This is a genomic window from Cellvibrio sp. KY-YJ-3, assembly GCF_008806955.1.
Classification (GTDB): Bacteria; Pseudomonadota; Gammaproteobacteria; order Pseudomonadales; family Cellvibrionaceae; genus Cellvibrio.
The window spans coordinates 176,851-198,355 of sequence record NZ_CP031727.1 but is presented as its reverse complement, the minus strand read 5'-3'; the positions used below and the strand labels follow the sequence as shown (position 1 = coordinate 198,355).

Sequence of the window (21,505 nt, the reverse complement as noted above, 5' to 3'; positions counted from 1 at the left end):
CGACTTAACAGCTGAATAGAGGAAGAGACAGTGCCACGTTCACTGAAAAAAGGTCCTTTTATCGATCTTCACCTGATTAAGAAGGTCGAAGCTGCGATCGCGAGTAATGATCGTCGTCCAATTAAGACTTGGTCGCGCCGTTCCATGATTATGCCGGAAATGGTGGGTTTGACTTTGGCTGTGCACAATGGGCGTCAGCATGTTCCGGTCCTGGTTAACGAAGAAATGGTTGGCCATAAGCTTGGCGAATTTGCAGCAACCCGCACTTATCGTGGCCATGCCGCTGATAAGAAAGCGAAAAAACGCTAATCGAGGTATACGATGGAAGTAGCAGCAAAATTAAGCGGTGCTCGTCTGTCGGCGCAAAAAGCGCGTTTGGTTGCCGATCAAATTCGCGGTAAAGGCGTTGAAGACGCGCTTGATATCCTGACCTTTAGCACCAAGAAAGGCGCAGAGATCATCAAGAAAGTACTCGAATCTGCAATTGCAAATGCCGAGCACAACGAAGGCGCTGATGTTGACGAGTTGAAAGTAAAAACGATTTTTGTAGACGAAGGTGTGAGCCTCAAGCGCATTAAGCCGCGTGCGAAGGGTCGTGCTGACCGAATTACAAAGCGTACTTGTCATATCACCGTTAAAGTAGCCGATAAGTAAGAGAGCGCGTTATGGGTCAGAAAGTACATCCAAACGGTATTCGTCTGGGGATCATCAAAAAGCATACTTCTATTTGGTATGCCGATGGCACCGATTACGCAGACAAACTCAACATCGACCTGAAAGTACGTGCGTACATTCAGGACAAACTCGCCAGTGCGTCAGTTAGCCGCGTTGATATCGAACGCCCCGCTAATACTGCGCGCATTACTATCCACACTGCCCGTCCAGGCATTGTGATTGGTAAGAAAGGTGAAGATGTTGATAAGTTGCGCGCTGAAGTAAGCAAGCAAATGGGCGTGCCTGTTCATATTAATATTGAAGAGATTCGCAAGCCCGATTTGGATGCAGCTTTAGTAGCACAAGGCGTGGCTCAGCAACTTGAGCGCCGTGTAATGTTCCGTCGTGCGATGAAGCGCGCGGTGCAAAATGCAATGCGTCAAGGCGCTGAAGGTATCAAAATCCAAGTGGGTGGCCGCTTGGGTGGTGCCGAAATCGCTCGTAGTGAGTGGTATCGCGAAGGTCGTGTACCTCTGCACACTTTGCGTGCAGATATCGATTATGCAACAGCAGAAGCGAGCACCACCTACGGTATCATTGGTGTGAAAGTGTGGATTTTCAAAGGCGAAGTTATCGGTGATGTTACTGAAACCGAAGCAGCGTCCAAGAAAAAAGCCGCTAAATCCAAGTAAGGGGTACGCATCATGTTACAACCTAAGCGTACAAAGTTTCGCAAGCAGATGAAAGGCCGCAACCGCGGTCTGGCCCAGCGTGGCTCCAAAGTTAGTTTTGGTGATTTTGGCTTGAAAGCAACTGGTCGCGGTCGCATTACTGCGCGTCAAATCGAAGCAGCACGTCGTGCGATGACTCGTCATGTTAAGCGTGGCGGTAAAATCTGGATCCGTGTGTTCCCCGATAAACCGATTACAGCTAAACCACTGGAAGTTCGTATGGGTAGCGGTAAAGGTGGCGTGGAGTACTGGGTAGCGCAAATTCGTCCTGGCAAAGTTCTCTATGAGATGGATGGTGTAAGCGAGGAATTAGCTCGTGAAGCCTTCGCCCTTGCTGCGGCTAAATTGCCAATTACAACAACATTTGTTAAACGTTCGGTGATGTGATGAAAGCTTCAGAACTCCGCGAAAAATCCGTCGAAGAGCTGAATGGCGTCTTGTTGGAACAATTGAAAGAGCAGTTTAAGTTGCGTATGCAAGCTTCTACTGGTCAATTGAACCAATCGCACTTGCTTACGCAAGCACGCAAAGACATCGCTCGCATCAAGACGGCGCTTAGTCAAAAGGCAGGTAAGTAACGATGACTCAAGAAACTAAAGTGGCTCGTACACTGACTGGCAAAGTTGTCAGCGACAAGATGGATAAAACCATCACTGTGTTGATTGAGCGTCGTGTTAAGCACGAGCTTTATGGTAAATACACCACTAAATCATCCAAGCTTCACGCTCACGATGAAAAGAATGAGTGCAAGATGGGTGACATTGTGACTGTATCTGAGTCGCGTCCCCTGTCGAAAACCAAGACCTGGTCTTTAGTGAAAATTGAAGAGCGCGCCTCAGAAGTCTAAGACTTCCGCGCTTTTGTAAGTCAGTTTCGGAGACGGACGATGATTCAAACAGAAAGCTACTTAGATGTTGCTGACAACAGCGGTGCTCGCCGTGTCATGTGCATCAAGGTTCTTGGCGGCTCTCACCGTCGCTATGCGGCGGTTGGTGACATCATCAAAGTGACCGTTAAGGAAGCAATTCCTCGCGGCAAGGTGAAGAAAGGCCAAGTAATGAAGGCAGTTGTTGTACGCACCAAAAAAGGCGTGCGTCGTCAAGACGGTTCATTAATCAAGTTTGACGATAATGCTGCCGTACTGCTGAATAACCAAGATGCTCCGATTGGTACCCGTATTTTCGGACCTGTAACTCGTGAGTTGCGTGGCGAGAAATTTATGAAAATCATTTCTTTGGCTCCAGAAGTGCTGTAAGCACTTCGAGCCAAAGAGTCGAGGGCAGATAAATGCGTAAAATTAAACGTGATGACGAAGTGATTGTTATCGCCGGACGTGACAAAGGCAAGCGCGGTAAAGTTGTACGTGTATTGGCTGAAGATCGTTTGATTGTAAGCGGCATTAACATGATCAAGAAGCACCAAAAACCAAACCCGCAATTGGGTGTGGCTGGTGGAATCGTTGAAAAAGAAGCTGCGATTCATGCTTCAAATGTTGCTATATACAACCCAGCAACAAAGAAAGCTGACCGCGTAGGTTTCAAAGTGCTTGAAAATGGCGACAAAGTTCGTGTTTTCAAATCCAATGGCGAAACCCTAGGGGCGTAATGAAACATGGCTAGGCTAAAAGAACTTTACGTTAAAGAACTCGCCCCCAAACTCAAAGAAGAGTTGGGTTTGGCGAACGTGATGGAAGTGCCGCGCATCACTAAAATCACCCTGAACATGGGTGTGGGTGAAGCTACTGGCGATAAGAAAATTCTGGATAACGCAGTTAACGATCTGGTTAAAATTGCTGGTCAGAAAGTGGTTGTAACCAACTCACGTAAATCAATCGCGGGCTTTAAAATCCGTGATGGTTGGCCGATTGGTTGCAAAGTAACTCTGCGCTCGGATCGTATGTACGAATTTCTGGATCGCCTTATCACTATTGCTATTCCTCGTATTCGCGATTTCCGCGGTATTAGTCCAAAGCAATTTGATGGTCGCGGTAACTTTTCAATGGGTGTTACTGAGCAAATTATTTTTCCCGAAATCGACTACGACAAAGTAGATCGTTTGCGCGGTCTTGATATTTGTATCACTACCACTGCTCGCACCGATGATGAAGGTCGCGCACTGTTGAAAGCATTTAACTTCCCTTTCAAAGGCTAAGGTGACGTCATGGCTAAAAAATCTATGATCGCACGCGAAGTTAAACGTGCAGAAACCGTGAAAAAATTTGCCGCCAAGCGTGCAGAATTGAAAGCGACAATCGTCAGCCCTTCATCTACTGAAGAGCAAGTATGGGAAGCGCAAATCAAACTGCAAAAAATGCCTCGCGATGCTAGTGCTTCACGTCAGCGTAACCGCTGCCGCGTGACTGGTCGTCCACATGGTGTTTACCGCAAATTCGGCCTGTGCCGTCACAAGTTGCGCGAAGCAGCCATGCGTGGTGATGTCCCCGGCTTGGTTAAGGCCAGCTGGTAAGCCTCGGCTTAATTTTAGGAGCAGAATCTGATGAGCATGCAAGATCCAATGGCAGATATGCTGACCCGCATTCGCAACGCGCAAAACGTGGGTAAAGCAGCTGTAACCATGCCTTCTTCAAAATTGAAAGTAAGCGTGGCAAAAGTACTCTCTGATGAGGGTTACATTAATGGTTTTTCAGTGAGCGAAGGCGCCAAGCAAGAGCTGACTGTTGACCTTAAATACTTTGAGGGCAAGCCAGTTATTGTTGAGCTTGACCGTGTGAGCCGTCCTGGCTTGCGTAATTATGCTGGTAAAGCTGGCCTGCCTACCGTTCGCGGTGGACTGGGTATCGCAATTGTCTCTACCAGTAAAGGTGTAATGACTGATCGTGCTGCACGCGCCGCTGGCGTGGGTGGCGAAGTCCTCTGCACAGTATTCTAATTGGGAAATCGTCATGTCACGAGTTGCAAAAAGTCCGGTTGAAGTACCTGCTGCAGTGACTGTCACTCTTAACGGACAGTCACTGTCCGTTAAAGGCAGCAATGGTACATTGGCGCTGCAAATTAACGCGAGCGTAGAAGTTAAGCACGAAAATAATGTGCTCACTTTTGCTCCGCGCGATGGCGCCAAGCAGTCTGATGCACTAGCAGGCACTACCCGTGCGCTAGTTAATAATATGGTTTTTGGTGTTAGCCAGGGTTTTGTAAAAAAACTGTCTCTGGTTGGTGTTGGTTACCGTGTTAAAGCTGAAGGCAATACTGTAAACCTGTCTTTGGGATATTCACATCCGGTTAACTACGTTCTTCCTCAAGGCGTATCGGTAGAAACCCCAAGCCAGACCGAAATTGTACTGAAGGCAGCTGACAAGCAATTGCTTGGTCAGGTTGCTGCAGAAATCCGCGCGTTCCGCGAGCCAGAACCTTATAAAGGTAAAGGTGTTCGCTACTCGGATGAAACAGTACTGCGTAAAGAAGCTAAGAAGAAGTAGGGCTAGGATATGAGCGATAAGAAGCAAACTCGTCTTCGCCGTGCACGCCGTGCCCGCGCCAAGATCCGTGAATTAGGTGCAACTCGTTTAACGATCCACCGTTCTCCACGCCATATTTACGCACAATTGATTTCTGGTGACGGTGCTCGCGTTCTCGCGAGTGCCTCGACTCTGGATAAAGAGTTGCGCAGTGGTAAAACTGGTAACGCTGAAGCAGCTAAAGCTGTGGGTGCTCTCATTGCAGAGCGCGCTAAGGCAGTTGGTGTCACTCAGGTAGCTTTTGACCGCAGTGGTTTTAAATACCACGGTCGTGTGAAAGCTCTGGCTGACGCAGCGCGTGAAGGCGGATTGGAATTCTAAGGGTGAGATATGGCATACGCTAAGAAAGAAGAAGACAACAACGAAGGCTTGCAAGAAAAATTAGTTCAAGTTAATCGTGTTGCTAAAACTGTTAAGGGTGGTCGTATCTTTCAATTTACCGCACTGACTGTTGTTGGTGATGGTAATGGTAAAGTGGGCTTCGGTCGCGGTAAAGCGCGCGAAGTCCCGATTGCTATTCAAAAGGCGATGGAAGCAGCTCGCCGCAATATGATCACTGTTGAATTGAATGGCGACACCATTCAATACCCAACTAAAGGTGTTCATGGTGCGTCTAAGGTGTATATGCAACCAGCGTCACAAGGTACTGGTGTAATCGCTGGCGGCGCAATGCGTGCTGTACTCGAAATCGCCGGTATTCAGAACGTTCTGTCCAAGTGCTACGGTTCTACCAATCCGGTAAACGTAGTTCGTGCCACTTTTAACGCGCTGAAAGAAATGACTTCCCCGGAAGCTGTTGCTGCCAAACGCGGTAAAAGTGTTGAAGATATTCTGAACTAATCGATTATTTCGATTACAAGATGGCGGAATTCACCATGTCAAAGAAAATGATTAAAGTGACCCAGGTTAAGAGCACTGCTCATCGCCTGGAGAGCCATAAAGCCTGTGTAAGAGGCTTAGGCTTGCGTCGCATCCGTCACACTGTTGAAGTAGAAGATACTCCATCAGTTCGTGGCATGATTAACGTAGTTAACTATCTGGTTAAGGTAGAGGGAGAATAAGATGCGTCTGAATACCCTTAGCCCGGCACCGGGCAGTACTCATGCAAAAAAACGTGTAGGTCGAGGTATCGGTAGCGGTTTGGGTAAAACTGCTGGCCGTGGCCATAAAGGTTTGAAGTCCCGCTCTGGCGGTTCGGTCAGACCTGGATTCGAAGGCGGTCAAATGCCTTTGCAGATTCGCCTGCCAAAATACGGTTTTACTTCTCGTGTTGGTTTGGTTTCTGCCGAGATTCGTCTGTCAGAGCTGAATGCTGTTGAAGGTTCGGTTGTTGATATTGAGACATTAAAACAAGCTGGTTTGATTAGCTCTGTAATCAAACGCGCTAAAATTTTTGCCTCAGGCGAAGTTAAAAAAGCTGTCACTGTTAAGGGCCTGTCTGTATCTAAGGGTGCCAAAGCAGCGATTGAAGCCGCTGGCGGAACAGTAGAAGAGTAACGAGGCGCGAATGGCAACTCCAGGTAATCTGCCATTAGCAAATCAAAGAGGTTTAGGCGAGCTATGGGCTCGCCTACGCTTTTTGTTTCTGGCAATAGTGATTTATCGTATAGGTACTCATATACCTGTACCGGGTTTAGATCCAGAAAGAATTGCAAATCTGTTTAACCAGAATCAAGGCACTATCTTAGGCATGTTCAACATGTTCTCTGGTGGAGCGCTTGAGCGGATGAGTATTCTAGCTTTAGGTATCATGCCCTATATCTCTGCATCGATTATTATGCAGTTGCTTACGGCAGTTACTCCTTCGTTGGAACAGTTGAAGAAAGAAGGTGATGCTGGTCGTCGGAAGATTAATCAGTACACCCGTTATTTCACAGTAGTGCTTGCTACTGTTCAAGCTTTGGCGATGGCGGTAAGTTTTTCTTCCTATGCATTTGGCGGTGAACCTGGTTTTTCTTACTATTTTATTGCAGTAGTGTCTTTAGTTACAGGCGCTGTGTTTATGATGTGGTTGGGAGAGCAGGTAACTGAGCGAGGCATTGGTAATGGCATTTCAATGCTGATTTTTGCCGGTATTGTTGCTGGCATGCCGAGCGCAATTGGCCAAGCATTTGAAAGTGCAAGGCAGGGTGACTTACATATTATAGCGCTACTGATTATTAGTATCCTTGCTATAGCAGTTATCTGGTTTGTTGTTCGTATCGAACGTGGACAGCGCCGTATTACTGTAAATTATGCAAAGCGTCAGCAGGGGCGACAAGGGTATGCTGCACAAAGCAGCCATTTGCCTCTGAAGATCAACATGGCGGGCGTTATTCCTGCAATTTTTGCTAGTAGTATTTTGTTGTTTCCTGCATCAATCGCTCAATGGTTTGGCCAAGGCGGTGAAGGTGTGGTTAATGAAATGCTGCAAGAGTTGGCGCTTGCTATTGGCCCAGGACAGCCATTGTATATTTTGTTTTTCGCTGGACTGATTACGTTTTTCTGTTTCTTCTACACGGCATTGATGTTCAACCCGAAAGAAGTCGCAGATAACTTGAAAAAATCGGGTGCTTATATTCCGGGTATTCGTCCTGGTGAGCATTCCGCTAAATATATCGATAGCGTACTTACGCGCCTAACGGTGGTTGGTGCTATCTATATGTCGGCAGTTTGTTTGTTGCCTGAGTTCCTTGTAGTTGCCACTGGAGTGCCATTCTACTTGGGCGGTACCTCACTGCTTATCGTAGTGGTTGTGGTAATGGACTTTATGTCTCAGGTGCAGGCTCACTTGATGTCTCATCAATATGAATCGTTGATGAAGAAGTCAAATTTGAAAGGATATGGCAGCGGTAACGCTCGCTAATCCGCGATATTGAGGTTGAATCATGAAAGTTCGTGCTTCTGTTAAAAAGATTTGTCGCAATTGCAAAATGGTACGTCGTAACGGTGTCTTGCGGGTAATCTGCAACGTTGAGCCGCGCCATAAGCAGCGTCAAGGCTAATATTTAAGTACTCCTTAAATATTTCAGGCTGGTATCCAATAGGATTACCAGCCTGATTCTTTATGTGGGTTTTGAATAAAGGCTATGGGGGCGCTGACTGTCGTTAGGTGAGAAATTGCCTAGCTATTGATTTATGGTGTATTAGCCGCTATCCTTCGCGCCTTTTGTTCAGGGGCGAAGATGGTGCTTACGCTGTCAGCGCTGCAATTTAAGTGTTACTGGAGTAATTTGAATGGCTCGTATTGCTGGTGTAAACATACCAGATAACAAACACGCCGTTATCTCGTTAACTTATGTATATGGGATTGGTCGTACCTCGGCTAAGCAAATCTGTGCTGCCACTGGCATTGCTGAAGATGTAAAAATCGGCACTTTGTCTGAAGAGCAAATGGATGCTATCCGTGCTGAGGTTGCTAAGCGCACCGTAGAGGGTGACTTGCGTCGTGTAATATCTATGAATATTAAGCGTCTGATGGATCTAGGTTGCTACCGTGGCTTGCGTCACCGTCGTGGTCTACCGCTCCGTGGTCAGCGCACAAAAACGAACGCTCGTACCCGTAAAGGCCCACGTAAGCCTATTAAGAAGTAATTCTTGCTTACGTCTTTCATTCACTTACGGTAACAAATTAGTAGGAAGAAGTTGCTATGGCGAAGCCAAGTAATAAAACCACAACCAAGAAAAAAGTTAAAAAGACCGTGATCGATGGCGTTGCCCATATTCACGCTTCTTTTAACAACACCATCGTGACTATCACTGATCGTCAGGGTAATGCTCTTGCATGGGCTACCTCAGGTGGATCTGGATTCCGTGGTTCACGTAAAAGTACACCTTTTGCTGCACAGGTTGCTGCAGAGCGCGCTGGTGAAGCGGCAAAAGAGTATGGTTTAAAAAATCTCGACGTCGAAGTTAAGGGCCCTGGCCCAGGTCGCGAATCAGCTGTTCGCGCACTTAACAATGTTGGTTACAAAATCACTAACATTACTGACGTAACGCCGATTCCTCACAACGGCTGTCGTCCGCCGAAGAAACGTCGCGTGTAAGGGGATTAGAGAATGGCACGTTATATTGGACCTACCTGTAAGCTGTCTCGCCGTGAAGGCACTGATCTTTTTCTGAAGAGTGGTGCGCGTGCGTTAGACTCAAAATGTAAAATTGAAACTGCACCAGGACAGCACGGCCAACGCCGTGGTCGTTTGTCTGACTACGGTGTGCAGCTGCGTGAAAAGCAAAAAGTTCGTCGTATATACGGCATTCTTGAAAAGCAATTCCGTGGTTACTATAAAGAAGCTGCTCGTCGTAAAGGCGCCAGTGGTGAAAACTTGCTGAAGTTGCTCGAGTGCCGCTTGGATAACGTTGTTTATCGCATGGGCTTTGGTTCAACTCGCGCAGAATCGCGTCAACTTGTTTCTCACAAAGCAATTAGTGTAAATGGCAAAACTGTAAATGTTGCGTCTTTCCAAGTGGCTGCTGGTGATGTTGTTGCTGTTCGCGAAAAAGCTAAAAAGCAATTGCGTGTCCAAAACGCACTGAACTTGGCTGGCCAACGTAGTAATGTTGAGTGGGTAGATGTTAACAGCGAGAAAAAAGAAGGCGTATTCAAGCGCATTCCTGATCGCATTGATTTGCCTGCTGACATCAACGAGAACCTCATCGTCGAGCTTTACTCTAAGTAAGGGACGAACCGCTAACAGGTATTGCTATGCAGACTGCAGTAAACGAATTTTTAACTCCGCGTCATATCGATGTTTCAGAAAGTGGGCCAACCCGCGCACGCGTGGTTTTGGAACCCTTGGAGCGTGGCTTCGGGCATACTTTAGGCAATGCATTGCGTCGTATTTTGCTTTCTTCTATGGCTGGTTGTGCCATAACTGAAGTTGAAATCGAAGGCGTGTTGCATGAATACAGTGCAATTGAAGGTGTTCGCGAGGATGTTATTGAGATCCTGCTGAACCTGAAAGGTGTTGCTGTAATTATGCATGGTAAGGATCACGCGGTTCTTACTTTGACTAAAAAAGGCCCTGGCGTTGTGACTGCTGCTGATATTCAGTTAGATCATGATGTAGAGATTAAAAACCCTGATCATGTGATTGCTAATATTACTGGCAATACTGAATTGAAAATGCGCTTAACTATCGCGCGTGGCCGTGGCTACCAGCCAGCTGATAGCCGTCGTCGTGACGATGATGAGAGTCGTGCAATTGGTCGCTTGCAACTTGATGCTTCCTTCAGTCCTGTTAAGCGTCTGGCTTACAGTGTTGAAAGTGCTCGTGTTGAACAGCGTACTGATTTGGATAAGCTGATTTTAGATCTGGAAACCAACGGTACCATTGATCCAGAGGAAGCTATCCGTCGCGCAGCGACTATCCTGCAACAGCAGCTTGCTGTGTTTGTTGATTTGGAAGGTGAAAAACAATCAGCTCCAGAGCAAAAAGAAGAGGCTATCGATCCAATTCTGTTGCGCCCTGTTGATGACTTGGAGCTTACTGTTCGCTCAGCAAACTGCTTGAAAGCGGAAAATATTTACTACATTGGCGATTTGATTCAGCGTACAGAAGTTGAGTTGCTGAAGACGCCAAACTTGGGTAAAAAATCTCTTACCGAAATTAAAGATGTTCTGGCCTCACGCGGTTTGTCTCTTGGTATGCGTTTGGAAAACTGGCCACCAGCCAGTTTGAGAAACGACTAAAAACCTGAAGCCACCTACCAACATTACTTAAGTGATGTTGGTAGGTGGTTTTTATTATTAGTTTGCCCGTTAACTCACTTCGGTGCGGGTGATTAACGAGATTGCTGTTAGCAATCCATTTTTGAAGGGTATTTGTTATGCGTCATAAATTAAGTGGTCGTCAATTAGGCCGTAATGCTTCTCACCGTAAAGCCATGTTTCGTAACATGGTTACCTCTTTGGTTGAGCATGAATTGATTAAAACTACTTTGCCAAAAGCAAAAGAGCTACGCCGTTTCGCGGAGCCTTTGATTACTTTGGCTAAAGTAGACAGCGTTGCTAACCGTCGTTTGGCATTTGCTCGTTTGAATAACAAAGAAGCCGTAGGTAAATTGTTCAGCCAATTAGGCCCACGCTACAATACTCGCCCAGGTGGCTACGTTCGCATTTTGAAATGTGGTTTCCGTTCTGGCGATAAAGCACCAATGGCTTATGTTGAATTGGTTGACCGTCCAGCTAAGGCGCTTGAGTCTGCAGTAGACGCTGAATAAGTTTTTTACTGTTGTACAAAAAAGCCAAGCAGCTCTGCTTGGCTTTTTTATTTTCTGTCAGTCGAAAATGGCAATGTGATTCTCTTTCTGGCTGCGAAATATAAACGGCGAATCATTATCTGATTCGCCGTTTTCTTTTGTGTGGCTAAATTATTTTTTAGCTTTTGCTGCAGTTGTTTTTGCTGGTTTTACTTTCGTTTTGGCAAGGGTGTTTTTCAGCATGGGCTTGAGGAAGCGGCCTGTGTGTGAGTGTTCAATGAGTGCGATTTCTTCTGGCGTGCCGGTAGCGATAATCTGACCGCCACCGCTGCCACCTTCCGGCCCCAAATCAATCACCCAGTCCGCTGTTTTGATTACATCCAAATTGTGTTCGATCACGACAACCGTGTTGCCGTGATCGCGCAGACGATGTAATACATTGAGTAATTGCTGGATGTCGTAGAAGTGCAGACCAGTTGTCGGTTCATCCAATATATAAAGCGTTTTACCTGTATCTCGCTTGGAGAGTTCTTTGGCGAGCTTGACCCGCTGCGCTTCGCCGCCCGACAGGGTGGTGGCCGATTGCCCTAAACAGATATAGGAAAGCCCTACATCTATTAGCGTTTGCAATTTATTGGCGATGGACGGAACCACATCAAAAAACGCACGCGCGTCTTCAATGGTCATGCCCAACACTTCATTGATGTTTTTGCCTTTGTATTTCACGTCCAGGGTTTCGCGATTGTAGCGTTTGCCTTTGCACACATCGCAAGGTACATAGACATCGGGCAGGAAATGCATTTCTACTTTGGTGACGCCATCGCCCTGACAGGCTTCACAGCGGCCGCCTTTGACGTTGAAACTGAAACGGCCGGGTTGATAACCGCGCGAACGCGACTCCTGAGTACCGGCAAATAACTCGCGGATGGGGGTAAAGATGCCGGTGTAGGTTGCCGGGTTGGAACGCGGTGTGCGACCGATAGGACTTTGGTCTATATCCACACACTTATCAAATAAGTCCATGCCCTCCACTTTGTCGTGTGGCGCTGGGTCAAGTGTGGTGGCGCCATTGAGGGCAGTGGCGGCGAGTGGATAAAGCGTTGCATTAATGAGTGTGGACTTGCCCGAGCCAGATACACCCGTCACGCAAGTCATCAGGCCCACGGGGATTTCCAGGGTGACGTTTTGTAAGTTGTTGCCCTTGGCTCCAATCAGTCGCAACTTGTTCTTGTCATCAAACGGATGGCGTTTTTCTGGTACTGCAATTTCGCGCGTGCCACTTAAGTACTGGCCGGTGATTGAATCTTTATTTGCCATGATGGCTTTAACATTGCCCTGCGCGATTACTTGCCCGCCGTGCACGCCAGCGCCGGGGCCAATGTCGATCACATGGTCAGCAAGGCGGATGGCGTCTTCGTCGTGCTCCACCACAATTACCGTATTGCCGATATCGCGCAAGTGGGTGAGGGTTTTTAGCAATCGTTCATTGTCGCGCTGGTGCAGGCCGATTGACGGTTCGTCGAGGATATACATCACACCCACCAACCCTGCACCGATTTGACTGGCGAGGCGAATCCGCTGCGCTTCACCGCCCGAGAGGGTTTCCGCGCTGCGATTAAGGGTCAGATAATTCAGACCAACATCCACCAGAAAGCGGAAGCGGTCGCGCAGCTCTTTGAGGATCTTATCGGCGATGCCGGCCTTGCGGCCGGTAAAGGCCAATTTCATGTAGTAATCGTAGGCATCGGCGACCGGCATTTCGGTGATTTTGGGCAGCGGGCGCTCGTCGATAAATACGTTGCGCGCCTCTATACGCAGGCGCGTGCCTTCGCAGTCCGGGCAGGGCTGGCTGGATAAAAATTTGGTCAGATCCTCGCGTACCGAGTTGGATTCGGTATCGCGATAGCGGCGCTCCATATTCGGCAATACGCCTTCAAAACTGTGACTGCGCTTGTACACATCGCCGCGATCATTGATGTAGTTGAATTCGATAACTTCATCACCCGAGCCGTACAGAACCGCTTCGCGCTGTTTGGCTTTGAGTTTTGACCAGGGTGTATCGACGTTAAAACCATAGTGTTTGGCCAGCGATGCCAGCATATGGAAATAGTAGACATTACGCTTGTCCCAGCCGCGAATGGCGCCGTCAGACAGGCTTAGGCTGGTATCCTGAATCACTTTGTCTTCATCAAAAAATTGATGCACACCTAACCCGTCACAGGTAGGGCAGGCGCCGGCGGGGTTGTTAAATGAGAACAGGCGCGGTTCGAGTTCGGTCAGGCTGTAATCGCAAATCGGGCAGGCGTGTTTGGACGAAAACAAACGGTCGGGCGCTTCGCCGTCCATATAGCTAACGCAAGCGATGCCTTCGGACAAGTTCAGAGCAGTCTCGAAGGATTCCGATAAGCGCAGCTTCAGGTCTTCACGCACTTTAAAACGGTCGATAACCACTTCTACCGTGTGTTTCTTTTTCTTGTCGAGTTTGGGTGTATCGTCCAGATCGCACAAAATGCCGTCGATACGGGCGCGGATAAAACCATCGCGCTTGAGCTGCTCGAAGATGTGCAGGTGCTCCCCTTTGCGCTCGCGAATCACCGGTGCCAGCAACATCAGCTTGGTGCCTTCCGGTAAGGCGAGGGTGGTGTCCACCATTTCACTGATGGTCTGTGCGGCGAGTGGCACCTTGTGCTCCGGGCAGCGCGCTTCGCCCACCCGCGCATAGAGCAGGCGCAGGTAGTCGTAAATTTCGGTGATTGTGCCCACGGTTGAGCGCGGGTTGTGTGAGGTGGATTTCTGCTCGATGGAGATCGCCGGGCTCAAGCCCTCCACGTGGTCCACATCGGGTTTTTCCATCATCGACAAAAATTGGCGCGCATAGGTAGAGAGCGATTCCACATAGCGGCGCTGGCCTTCGGCGTAGAGGGTGTCAAAGGCGAGGGAGGATTTGCCCGAGCCGGAGGGGCCGGTGATCACGACAAGTTTGTCGCGTGGGATATCCAGGTCAATATTTTTCAGGTTATGGGTGCGTGCACCCCTCACGATAATTTTGTCCATCTACTGCAATCCGCTCAGGCTACTGACAAGGAACAGGCGACGGTGGTGATTCGCCCAAAGGGGCAGATTATACGCCAATGCTTTGCTGACAGATGTCACCGATATGGATTATTCCGTAAGTCTTGGTAAAGCCCTGTAGCAGCGGTGTGAGTTTCTTTTGGCGATTGATGGTGTGTGCTTGGCGCTAGTTGGTACACTATCGCCCCTTTGCTGAAACCCTTTACGCGACACCCTTTGCCATGCAAGAACCTGCTGACTCCATTCAATTTTCCACACCCGCGCCTTTTGAGAAAAAAGTCGTCTGGTCGCTGGCGGCGCTTTATACCTTCCGTATGTTCGGTTTGTTTATGCTGCTGCCGGTGCTCGCGTTATATGGCACAGAGTACGCGCATCACAGCCCATTTTTATTGGGCCTGGCGTTGGGCGCCTATGGTTTCAGTCAGGCTTTATTGCAGATTCCGTTTGGCGTGCTGTCTGATCGTATTGGCCGCAAACCGCTGATTTTGGCCGGGCTGATTGTGTTTGTGCTCGGCAGTGTGGTGGCGGCTCTGGCCGATTCGGTTTACGGGTTAATCTTCGGGCGCTTCCTGCAGGGTGGCGGTGCTATCTCGGCGGTGGTCATGGCGCTGCTTACCGATCTCACCTCGGAAGAGAATCGCACCAAGGCGATGGCGACTATCGGTGCATCAATAGGCGTGTCCTTTTCATTGGCGATGACCGCCGGCCCGCTGTTGGCGGCTTGGGGTGGGGTATCCGCGATTTTCTGGTTGACTGCTGTGCTGGGTATTGTGGGGGTTTATATTCTGCTGCAGTTGGTGCCCAATGTTGCGCAGGTGCAGCGGCCTAAACGCGAGGCGGTGGCAGTGCCCGCACTGCTGGGTAAAACCCTGCGTCACCCGCAGTTATTGCGTTTAAATATCGGGATATTTGTCCTGCATTTTGTGTTGATGTCGAGCTTTGTGGTACTGCCGTTAATGCTGCAAAACCAGCTGGAAATCCCGCGCGATTATCACGGCCTGGTTTATTTCCCGCTGCTCGCTTTTGCCTTTGTATTGATGCTGCCGTTTGTGATCATTGCCGAAAAGCGCCGCAAGATTAAAGGTGTATTCCTGATTGCGGTTGTCCTGTTGCTGATTGCTGAACTGGCATTGATGGTGGTTGGCGCCAATCGTATTTTTGCCTTGTTTGTGCTGTTTGTATTTTTTATCGCCTTTAATGTGTTGGAGGCGACCCAGCCTTCCATGGTGAGCAAAATTGCACCGGCGGGTGCCAAGGGTACGGCGACCGGAATCTACTCTACCTGTCAGGTATTGGGTGTATTTGGCGGCGGTGCCCTGGGCGGTTGGCTGTTGCAGGAGCAGGGCGCCAATGCGGTGTTTTTAGTGAACGCGGTGTTAATTGCGATTTGGCTGGTTGTTGCCTGGTCGATGCAACCGCCAAGTTTTTTGGCGAGTGTGCTGATTCCTCTCAAGGGGCAGGATCCGCAGGGCTTGGCCGATAAACTGCGCGCGGTCGATGGCGTTGCGGAGGTGGTAATTGTCGCCTCGGAAAATACGATTTATCTCAAAGTTGATCAGCGTAGAGTTAATCGTAAACAGCTTGCCGCAATTGTAGATGGCAGCGCAGACGTGTAGAGTGACCGACGCCCCGCAGGGGGCAATAACCCATCAACCTGAATGCCGCCCTCGCATAAAAACAGAAGGCGGATACTCGGACAATCAAGAGGAATGCAGCATGGCTCGCGGGATTAACAAAGTAATTTTGATCGGCAATATCGGGCAAGACCCGGAAGTAAAATACATGCCTTCTGGCGGTGCCGTGACTAACGTCAGCGTAGCTACCTCCGAAACCTGGAAAGACAAAAACACCGGTCAACCGCAAGAGCGCACCGAGTGGCATCGAGTTGTATTTTTTAATCGCCTGGGGGAAATCGCGGGCGAGTATCTGAAAAAAGGCTCAAAGGTATATATCGAAGGTGCACTGCGCACGCGTAAATGGCAGGCGCAAGACGGCACTGATCGCTACACCACCGAGATTGTGGCGAGCGAAATGCAAATGCTGGACGGTCGCGGTGACGGCGCAGGTATGGGCAACAATATGGGCGCGGGCGGGTTTGATCAGACTCCTCAGTACAATAACCAACAGCACAGCAATGCGCCTGCACAAAATGCCTATAACCAAGCTGCAGCTAAACCGGCAGCCAATAATCAGGGCGGTGGCAATCAAGGTGGTTTCGGCCAGCCCGCGAATCGCCCTGCACCACAACAAAACGTACCGCCGCAACCGGCGGGTTTTGACTCATTTGATGACGATATTCCATTCTGATAAAACAGCGATGTTTTGTTAGGCTTCAACAGGGCGCACTTGCTTCAAGTGCGCCCTGTTTTGTATCTGGCCTGTTGATTCGTTTGCGACAGGTAAATAATTAAAAATAACAGAGGCTTTCTTAATGACAACAAACACATTTTTATCGGCAACTTTTGCGTTAGCTTTTTTCACTTGGCGCCACTTCACACGCGGGTTATTGGTGAGCTGCTTGGGGATTTCACTCGCGGTTGCCGCAAGCCCACAAGCGGCGTCTGCCGGAGTTGCCGCTGACGCAACCATCAAGCTGTGGAACGGCAATAAAACAGCATCGCGCCAGCAATATGAGCGCGAAGTATTGGAATTAGCGTTGAAGGCGAGCAGTAAAAAGACGGGTGATTGGGCGCTAGTGGAAGATTTAACGGATTACCCGCGCGCGGAAGATGAAGCCAGTGTGTTTCGCAGCAAAGGCTTCGATATTTTTGGCACTGTCGCAGGCAATGCCAAGTTGGCCAACGAGGAGAAAACCTTAATTCCACTGCCGCTGATGAAAGGATTATTAGGGCATCGCATTTTAATTATTCGTGCCGCAGACAAAGAAAAGTTTGCGGCGATTAAAACTCCCGCGCAGTTGCAGCAATTTACGATGGGTATTCCCGCCACTTGGGCCGACGCCGAACTGTTTCGCCAAAATGGCTACCCGGTGGTAGAGAAGGGCAGTTTTGAAGAGCTGTTTACTCGCTTGGAAAATAAAGAGTTTGATTATGTGACCTTTGGTGCAAACGAAGTTACAAGTGTGTTCAAGGAGCGCGCTGCTAAATCTGGCCAATTGATGGTGGAATCTTCGCTGCTAGTGTTTTATCCATTTCCGCTGGTGTTTTATGTCAATCCCGACAACACCGCGCTTGCGGAGCGAGTAACCCAAGGGCTAAAAATCATCAGTGAAAATGGTGAATTGGATAAAATTTTTGACCGTTATTTTGCTGCCGATTTAACTGCAGTTAATTTGCACCGGCGCACAATGATCACCTTGAAAAATCCTATCCTGCCCTCTGAGATGGCTGACTTTAAACCCTCGCTGTAATTTTTATCTGCGCATGATAGAAAATGATGTGCGCTGATGTTTTTTGCTGTGTTTTGTTACGGCATGATTTTTTTACCATGCTTGTATTATCAATTTTAAACAGGATATATTTTCGCGCCCGATAGGTTTCGGGCGCTTTAAAGGAAACATCAATATCTACAACTATTTTCAAGGGAATAAGGAATGATGAAATTAATAACAAGTTTGTTAGTTGCCGCACTAAGCGTGCCTGTCTCTGCAGGCATTATCCGCCACGACACCCCCGATTCCTGGTATACCGGTTTTGCGAATGATCCTGCCTTTAATGGGGTGGGTTTAATTTTTGGTGATACCGGCGCCTCGCCCTACTCTTGCAGCGGAACGGTAATCAATAAAAATTGGGTGCTAACTGCGGGGCACTGCGTCAATAAAGCGCAGGCGATGCAATTTTATTTGCCGGGTGAAACGGGTTGGCGTTTTTACGAGGCAGATACCTGGGTCTCTCATGAAAACTTTAGTGATTATGGCCTTGTCGATGGTTGGGATATAGGCCTAATGCATTTCAAGACGGACTTTGATGTGGCCCCTGCACAACTCTATAACGGCAACAATGAATTTTTGCATTCATCGGCCAGTGTCGGTTTTGGTTATACCGGAAACGGAGAAACGGGAATAGAAGGTATCGATTATCAGCGCCGCGCAGGTACTAATATTGTTGACAACATTTGGTCATTGCAGGGTGATGGCGACCAAATTCTTTGGTCTGACTTTGATCATCCAACCGATCAATCTTTTAATTTTTTCGATTTTATCGGCGCGGATTTTGATGATCTGGCGACAGTGCTCGAGATCATGGTTGCCCCAGGTGATTCCGGTGGTGGTGTTTTTATTCAGGAAAATGGCCAAATTTATTTGGCGGGTGTGCATTCGTTTATCACCGATTTTACCAACAACGGTTTGGTCGATTATGGCGATGCCTATGGTTCAACGCGAGTCAGCAGTTTTATCGACTGGATCGATTTTCACATTGCGACCCATGAAGTACCCGAACCCGGCAGTGTGCTATTGCTAATGTTGGGTGGGCTAGGGCTGTTTATACAGCGTCGTCGCATGGTGTAAGTATTTCGTCATTTTCCCGGCAATCTGCACCGCGAGCTGACTACGCTGAAATATGCCCAAATTGCCCAGCACCCCTAGTGCACCTTTCCCCTCCGCTGTACGTAAAAAGGGGGTTGCTGTAGTATCAGCCCCCTAACGCAATGCGAACTTAAGCGTCTAAGAAAGTCCACCACAACAATTACAACAAATAATGGAACCACAGCGAGGGTACCCCAGTTGAAAGACGATAAACCCACATCCTTTGATATTGCCTACCGCGCGGGCGTATCCCAATCGACCGTGTCGCGCGCATTACGCAATAGCCCGCTGGTCAATGAAGAAACACGGTTGAAAGTGCAGCAAATTGCACGCGAACTCAATTACAAAGTGGACAAAAATGCGAGCAGTTTGCGTTCACAACAAACCAAAACTATCGCCTTGTTATTGTGCGAACACCACGGCACCGGTAATTCCTTAATCAACCCTTTTTTCCTCTCGATGGTGGGCAGTATTACCCGTGCATCGGCCAACCGCGGCTTTGACTTATTGATTTCCTTCCAGCAATTTAGTGAGGACTGGCATGCAGATTACGAGGATGCCAATCGCGCTGATGGCATTATCTTTTTGGGTTATGGCGATTACGAAACCTTTGTAAAAAAACTGACTTATCTCACTGAAGTCGGCGCGCATTTTATTACCTGGGGGCCGGTACTTGAAGGGCAACCCGGCGTCTCCATTGGCTGCGATAATTTCAACAGCGCCTACAATGCCGCCCAACATTTAATTGCACTCGGGCATAAAAATATCGCTTTTCTCGGTGACGTATCCGAGCACAGCCCTGAATTTGCTGACCGCTATCACGGCTTTTGTAAAGCGTTGCAGGAAGCCGGTATTGCGGTAGATCCGAAACTGCAAGTCGCCGCTGAAACCTCGGAAGCGGAAGGCTACAAAGCGACCATGAGTTTACTGCAGCGTCGCGTACCTTTTGATGCGGTATTTGGTGCGAGCGACTTGATTGCCATTGGTGCCATGACGGCATTGGAAGAAGCGGGCATGCATGTGCCGCAGGATGTTGCGCTTATGGGTTTTGATGATATTCCCATGGCGGCCTACACCCATCCGGCACTCACCACGGTGCAGCAGGATACGCAATTGGCGGGTGAATTATTGGTAGAGAATTTGTTAAAGCTGGTGAGTGGGGAGCGGCCGGAATCTATGTTGTTGCCGGCAAAATTAATGGTGCGCAGTTCCTGCGGTGCAAAACCATTTAAGAAATAACGGTTCTGATGGATAACTGATTAGTCCCAACAAGAAAAACCCGCTGCAGCTTTCACTACAGCGGTTTTTTTATTGCTCTGCTTGTTATTCAGTTTTTTGTTGCCTGGTCGCTCAATATCAATGACCCTGAGGAACTGCGGCCGCGTCGTTTGCGGCATTGTTGTCCTGCACAAAATAAACCGACAGCGCACCGAGAATCATAAATACACCCGCCAGCATCACGATATAAATCGCTTCGTTGTGGAATACATATTTTAAAATTTGCCCCGCAACCAAACCGGACACAATTTGCGGCGCGGCGATGGTGAAGTTGAAAATGCCCATGTACACACCGGTTTTATCGGCGGGCAGTGAGCCGGCCAGAATCGCGTAGGGCATGGCGAGAATTGCCGCCCATGCGATGCCGATGCCAATCATCGGAATTAATAAATCCAGCGCGCCTTGAGGAATATCCACTTGGGTGATCCATAAGTCCACATGCACAATTTCTGCATTTTGAAACAGCACAAAACTCAAATAACCCAAGCCGCCCGCCAGTAGTGAGAGCGAGTAGGTCAGCTTGCGACCAAAACGATTGGCGATGCGTGTGAGCACAAGAGAAAACAATGCAGCAAAAAGTGAGTAAGCGGCGAAAATAATACCTACCCAGTCACCGGCAGCGCCTTTGGCGGCGGCGATTTCCGGGGGAATGGTTTCCAGTGAATGCAGGTAATCCGAATCAAACCATTTGGCGTCTATGCCCCAAATATATTGGGTGATTGCCGGGGTGGTATAGACCCACATAATGAACAGGGAGAACCAGGAAAAGAACTGCACTATCGCCAGTTGGCGCATGGTTTTGGGCATATGGATAAACAGCTGCCAGAAATCCCCCAGGCGTTTCAACAGGGAAGGTTTCACCGCAGGCGCAACGGCGGCGGTCAGGCCCTTGTAGCGATTGTATTCCGCAGGTGCGTATTCCTTGGTGCGGATAACAGTCCAAAGCACCGTGAGGAACAAGGCGCTGGCACCGATATAAAAGGCCCAGGTGACGGTGGGGGCAACTTCACCCTTGGGGGCAGTATTTTCCAGCCCGATCACATTGGTGAGCACAAACGGCAGGATGGAGCCGATCACGGCGCCGATATTAATCAGCAATGCCTGAATGGAGTAACCGAGGGTGCGCTGCTCATTGGGCACCATATCTGCTACCAGCGCGCGGAAGGGCTGCATGGTGACGTTAAAGGCGCCGTCCATCAGCGCCAACATCAAACCGCCAAATAGCATAGGGGTGATAAAGGCGACAAAGAGCGAGGCATTGGGCATCAATAACATGCCAGCGGCGGCGGCAATCGCACCGCCTAAAATATAAGGACGACGGCGGCCCACACGGTTCCAGGTGCGATCAGACGCAGCACCCACAATCGGCTGTACCAACAAACCCATAATGGGCGCAGCAAGCCAGAAGAGTGAGAGTGAATGTAAATCTGCCCCCAAATCCGAAAGCACGCGGCTGACGTTGGCGTTCTGTAGCGCAAAACCGAGTTGAACTCCCAGAAAGCCGAAACTGACGTTCCAGACCTGCCAAAAGGGAAGGGTGGGCTGTTTCATTGTGTACTGCCTTTGTTATTGGTTTAGTTGAGTGTAGTTGTCGATTCTTATTAACCAAAGCCCGCGTACCGATCCGGT

The 21,505-nt window shown here is 48.8% G+C and carries 30 protein-coding genes; 28 read left to right on the top strand and 2 right to left on the bottom strand.

Features of this window, described 5'->3' with window-relative positions; all coding sequences use genetic code 11:
• Window positions 1-30: 30 nt before the first annotated feature.
• From rpsS to rplQ, 23 genes are all read left to right on the top strand, one after another.
• Window positions 31-309, top strand: coding sequence for a 30S ribosomal protein S19 (rpsS, locus tag D0B88_RS00905; protein ID WP_039912567.1), 279 nt, complete (start codon window positions 31-33; stop codon window positions 307-309).
• A 12-nt stretch (window positions 310-321) separates the two neighbouring features.
• Window positions 322-654, top strand: coding sequence for a 50S ribosomal protein L22 (rplV, locus tag D0B88_RS00900; RefSeq protein ID WP_151054368.1), 333 nt, complete (start codon window positions 322-324; stop codon window positions 652-654).
• Window positions 655-665: 11 nt separating this feature from the next.
• Window positions 666-1,346, top strand: a complete 681-nt coding sequence (gene rpsC / locus D0B88_RS00895; protein WP_078045161.1) for a 30S ribosomal protein S3 — start codon at window positions 666-668, stop codon at window positions 1,344-1,346.
• A gap of 12 nt (window positions 1,347-1,358) precedes the next feature.
• Window positions 1,359-1,772, top strand: a complete 414-nt coding sequence (gene rplP / locus D0B88_RS00890; RefSeq protein WP_039912571.1) for a 50S ribosomal protein L16 — start codon at window positions 1,359-1,361, stop codon at window positions 1,770-1,772.
• Window positions 1,772-1,963 (top strand): 50S ribosomal protein L29, encoded by a 192-nt coding sequence (rpmC, locus tag D0B88_RS00885; protein WP_007644466.1) that lies wholly within the window; start codon window positions 1,772-1,774, stop codon window positions 1,961-1,963. Before rplP ends, rpmC begins: the two co-directional genes overlap by 1 nt.
• Before the next feature lie 2 nt (window positions 1,964-1,965).
• Entirely contained in the window at window positions 1,966-2,232 is a 267-nt protein-coding gene (gene rpsQ / locus D0B88_RS00880) for a 30S ribosomal protein S17 (RefSeq protein WP_007644469.1), read from the top strand.
• Window positions 2,233-2,271: 39 nt separating this feature from the next.
• On the top strand, window positions 2,272-2,640 hold the full coding sequence (gene rplN / locus D0B88_RS00875; protein ID WP_007644480.1) for a 50S ribosomal protein L14: 369 nt from the start codon (window positions 2,272-2,274) through the stop codon (window positions 2,638-2,640).
• Window positions 2,641-2,672: 32 nt separating this feature from the next.
• A complete protein-coding gene (gene rplX / locus D0B88_RS00870) occupies window positions 2,673-2,990 on the top strand; it encodes a 50S ribosomal protein L24 (protein ID WP_007644482.1) in 318 nt (105 codons plus the stop codon).
• A 6-nt stretch (window positions 2,991-2,996) separates the two neighbouring features.
• Window positions 2,997-3,536 (top strand): 50S ribosomal protein L5, encoded by a 540-nt coding sequence (gene rplE, locus D0B88_RS00865; protein ID WP_078045163.1) that lies wholly within the window; start codon window positions 2,997-2,999, stop codon window positions 3,534-3,536.
• Between the two features lie 9 nt (window positions 3,537-3,545).
• Complete coding sequence (gene rpsN / locus D0B88_RS00860) at window positions 3,546-3,851, top strand: 30S ribosomal protein S14 (protein ID WP_007644484.1); 306 nt, start codon at window positions 3,546-3,548, stop codon at window positions 3,849-3,851.
• Between the two features lie 30 nt (window positions 3,852-3,881).
• A complete protein-coding gene (gene rpsH, locus D0B88_RS00855; protein ID WP_007644485.1) occupies window positions 3,882-4,274 on the top strand; it encodes a 30S ribosomal protein S8 in 393 nt (130 codons plus the stop codon).
• A 13-nt stretch (window positions 4,275-4,287) separates the two neighbouring features.
• Window positions 4,288-4,821, top strand: coding sequence for a 50S ribosomal protein L6 (gene rplF / locus D0B88_RS00850; protein WP_007644487.1), 534 nt, complete (start codon window positions 4,288-4,290; stop codon window positions 4,819-4,821).
• Window positions 4,822-4,830: 9 nt separating this feature from the next.
• Complete coding sequence (gene rplR / locus D0B88_RS00845) at window positions 4,831-5,181, top strand: 50S ribosomal protein L18 (protein WP_151054366.1); 351 nt, start codon at window positions 4,831-4,833, stop codon at window positions 5,179-5,181.
• Window positions 5,182-5,190: 9 nt separating this feature from the next.
• Window positions 5,191-5,700: a 30S ribosomal protein S5 gene (gene rpsE / locus D0B88_RS00840; RefSeq protein WP_007644490.1), complete on the top strand. Its 510-nt coding sequence runs from the start codon at window positions 5,191-5,193 to the stop codon at window positions 5,698-5,700.
• 35 nt (window positions 5,701-5,735) lie between these two features.
• Window positions 5,736-5,921, top strand: coding sequence for a 50S ribosomal protein L30 (rpmD, locus tag D0B88_RS00835; protein WP_040393171.1), 186 nt, complete (start codon window positions 5,736-5,738; stop codon window positions 5,919-5,921).
• Between the two features lies 1 nt (window position 5,922).
• On the top strand, window positions 5,923-6,357 hold the full coding sequence (gene rplO / locus D0B88_RS00830; RefSeq protein WP_007644492.1) for a 50S ribosomal protein L15: 435 nt from the start codon (window positions 5,923-5,925) through the stop codon (window positions 6,355-6,357).
• A gap of 10 nt (window positions 6,358-6,367) precedes the next feature.
• Window positions 6,368-7,705: a preprotein translocase subunit SecY gene (gene secY, locus D0B88_RS00825; protein WP_078045168.1), complete on the top strand. Its 1,338-nt coding sequence runs from the start codon at window positions 6,368-6,370 to the stop codon at window positions 7,703-7,705.
• Between the two features lie 22 nt (window positions 7,706-7,727).
• Window positions 7,728-7,844 (top strand): 50S ribosomal protein L36, encoded by a 117-nt coding sequence (rpmJ, locus tag D0B88_RS00820; protein ID WP_039912586.1) that lies wholly within the window; start codon window positions 7,728-7,730, stop codon window positions 7,842-7,844.
• 232 nt (window positions 7,845-8,076) lie between these two features.
• The gene (gene rpsM, locus D0B88_RS00815) at window positions 8,077-8,433 is read left to right on the top strand and encodes a 30S ribosomal protein S13 (protein ID WP_040393175.1); all 357 of its coding nucleotides are present in this window, start codon (window positions 8,077-8,079) and stop codon (window positions 8,431-8,433) included.
• A 56-nt stretch (window positions 8,434-8,489) separates the two neighbouring features.
• Window positions 8,490-8,885, top strand: a complete 396-nt coding sequence (gene rpsK, locus D0B88_RS00810) for a 30S ribosomal protein S11 (protein WP_007644497.1) — start codon at window positions 8,490-8,492, stop codon at window positions 8,883-8,885.
• A 12-nt stretch (window positions 8,886-8,897) separates the two neighbouring features.
• Window positions 8,898-9,518: a 30S ribosomal protein S4 gene (gene rpsD, locus D0B88_RS00805; RefSeq protein ID WP_007644498.1), complete on the top strand. Its 621-nt coding sequence runs from the start codon at window positions 8,898-8,900 to the stop codon at window positions 9,516-9,518.
• A gap of 26 nt (window positions 9,519-9,544) precedes the next feature.
• Window positions 9,545-10,531: a DNA-directed RNA polymerase subunit alpha gene (gene rpoA / locus D0B88_RS00800; protein WP_007644499.1), complete on the top strand. Its 987-nt coding sequence runs from the start codon at window positions 9,545-9,547 to the stop codon at window positions 10,529-10,531.
• A 137-nt stretch (window positions 10,532-10,668) separates the two neighbouring features.
• Window positions 10,669-11,061 (top strand): 50S ribosomal protein L17, encoded by a 393-nt coding sequence (rplQ, locus tag D0B88_RS00795; RefSeq protein WP_040393178.1) that lies wholly within the window; start codon window positions 10,669-10,671, stop codon window positions 11,059-11,061.
• 150 nt (window positions 11,062-11,211) lie between these two features.
• Here the strand turns inward: rplQ and uvrA are convergent, their stop codons facing one another.
• Entirely contained in the window at window positions 11,212-14,094 is a 2,883-nt protein-coding gene (uvrA, locus tag D0B88_RS00790; protein WP_151054364.1) for an excinuclease ABC subunit UvrA, read from the bottom strand.
• A 188-nt stretch (window positions 14,095-14,282) separates the two neighbouring features.
• On the opposite strand from uvrA, the gene D0B88_RS00785 reads away from it, so the two are divergent.
• The 5 genes from D0B88_RS00785 to D0B88_RS00765 all read left to right on the top strand — a co-directional run bounded on the left by D0B88_RS00785 (window position 14,283) and on the right by D0B88_RS00765 (window position 19,837).
• On the top strand, window positions 14,283-15,728 hold the full coding sequence (locus D0B88_RS00785) for an MFS transporter (protein ID WP_151054362.1): 1,446 nt from the start codon (window positions 14,283-14,285) through the stop codon (window positions 15,726-15,728).
• Window positions 15,729-15,828: 100 nt separating this feature from the next.
• Window positions 15,829-16,419 carry a single-stranded DNA-binding protein gene (ssb, locus tag D0B88_RS00780; RefSeq protein ID WP_007644503.1) on the top strand — a complete coding sequence of 197 codons (591 nt, stop codon included), beginning with the start codon at window positions 15,829-15,831 and terminating at the stop codon, window positions 16,417-16,419.
• A 124-nt stretch (window positions 16,420-16,543) separates the two neighbouring features.
• Window positions 16,544-17,482 carry an ABC transporter substrate-binding protein gene (locus D0B88_RS00775; protein WP_151054360.1) on the top strand — a complete coding sequence of 313 codons (939 nt, stop codon included), beginning with the start codon at window positions 16,544-16,546 and terminating at the stop codon, window positions 17,480-17,482.
• A 183-nt stretch (window positions 17,483-17,665) separates the two neighbouring features.
• On the top strand, window positions 17,666-18,580 hold the full coding sequence (locus D0B88_RS00770) for a S1 family peptidase (RefSeq protein WP_151059140.1): 915 nt from the start codon (window positions 17,666-17,668) through the stop codon (window positions 18,578-18,580).
• Between the two features lie 216 nt (window positions 18,581-18,796).
• Complete coding sequence (locus tag D0B88_RS00765) at window positions 18,797-19,837, top strand: LacI family DNA-binding transcriptional regulator (RefSeq protein ID WP_007644508.1); 1,041 nt, start codon at window positions 18,797-18,799, stop codon at window positions 19,835-19,837.
• 117 nt (window positions 19,838-19,954) lie between these two features.
• Here D0B88_RS00765 and D0B88_RS00760 read toward each other — a convergent pair whose 3' ends face one another.
• Window positions 19,955-21,427, bottom strand: coding sequence for an MFS transporter (locus D0B88_RS00760; RefSeq protein WP_007644510.1), 1,473 nt, complete (start codon window positions 21,425-21,427; stop codon window positions 19,955-19,957).
• Window positions 21,428-21,505: the final 78 nt, after the last annotated feature.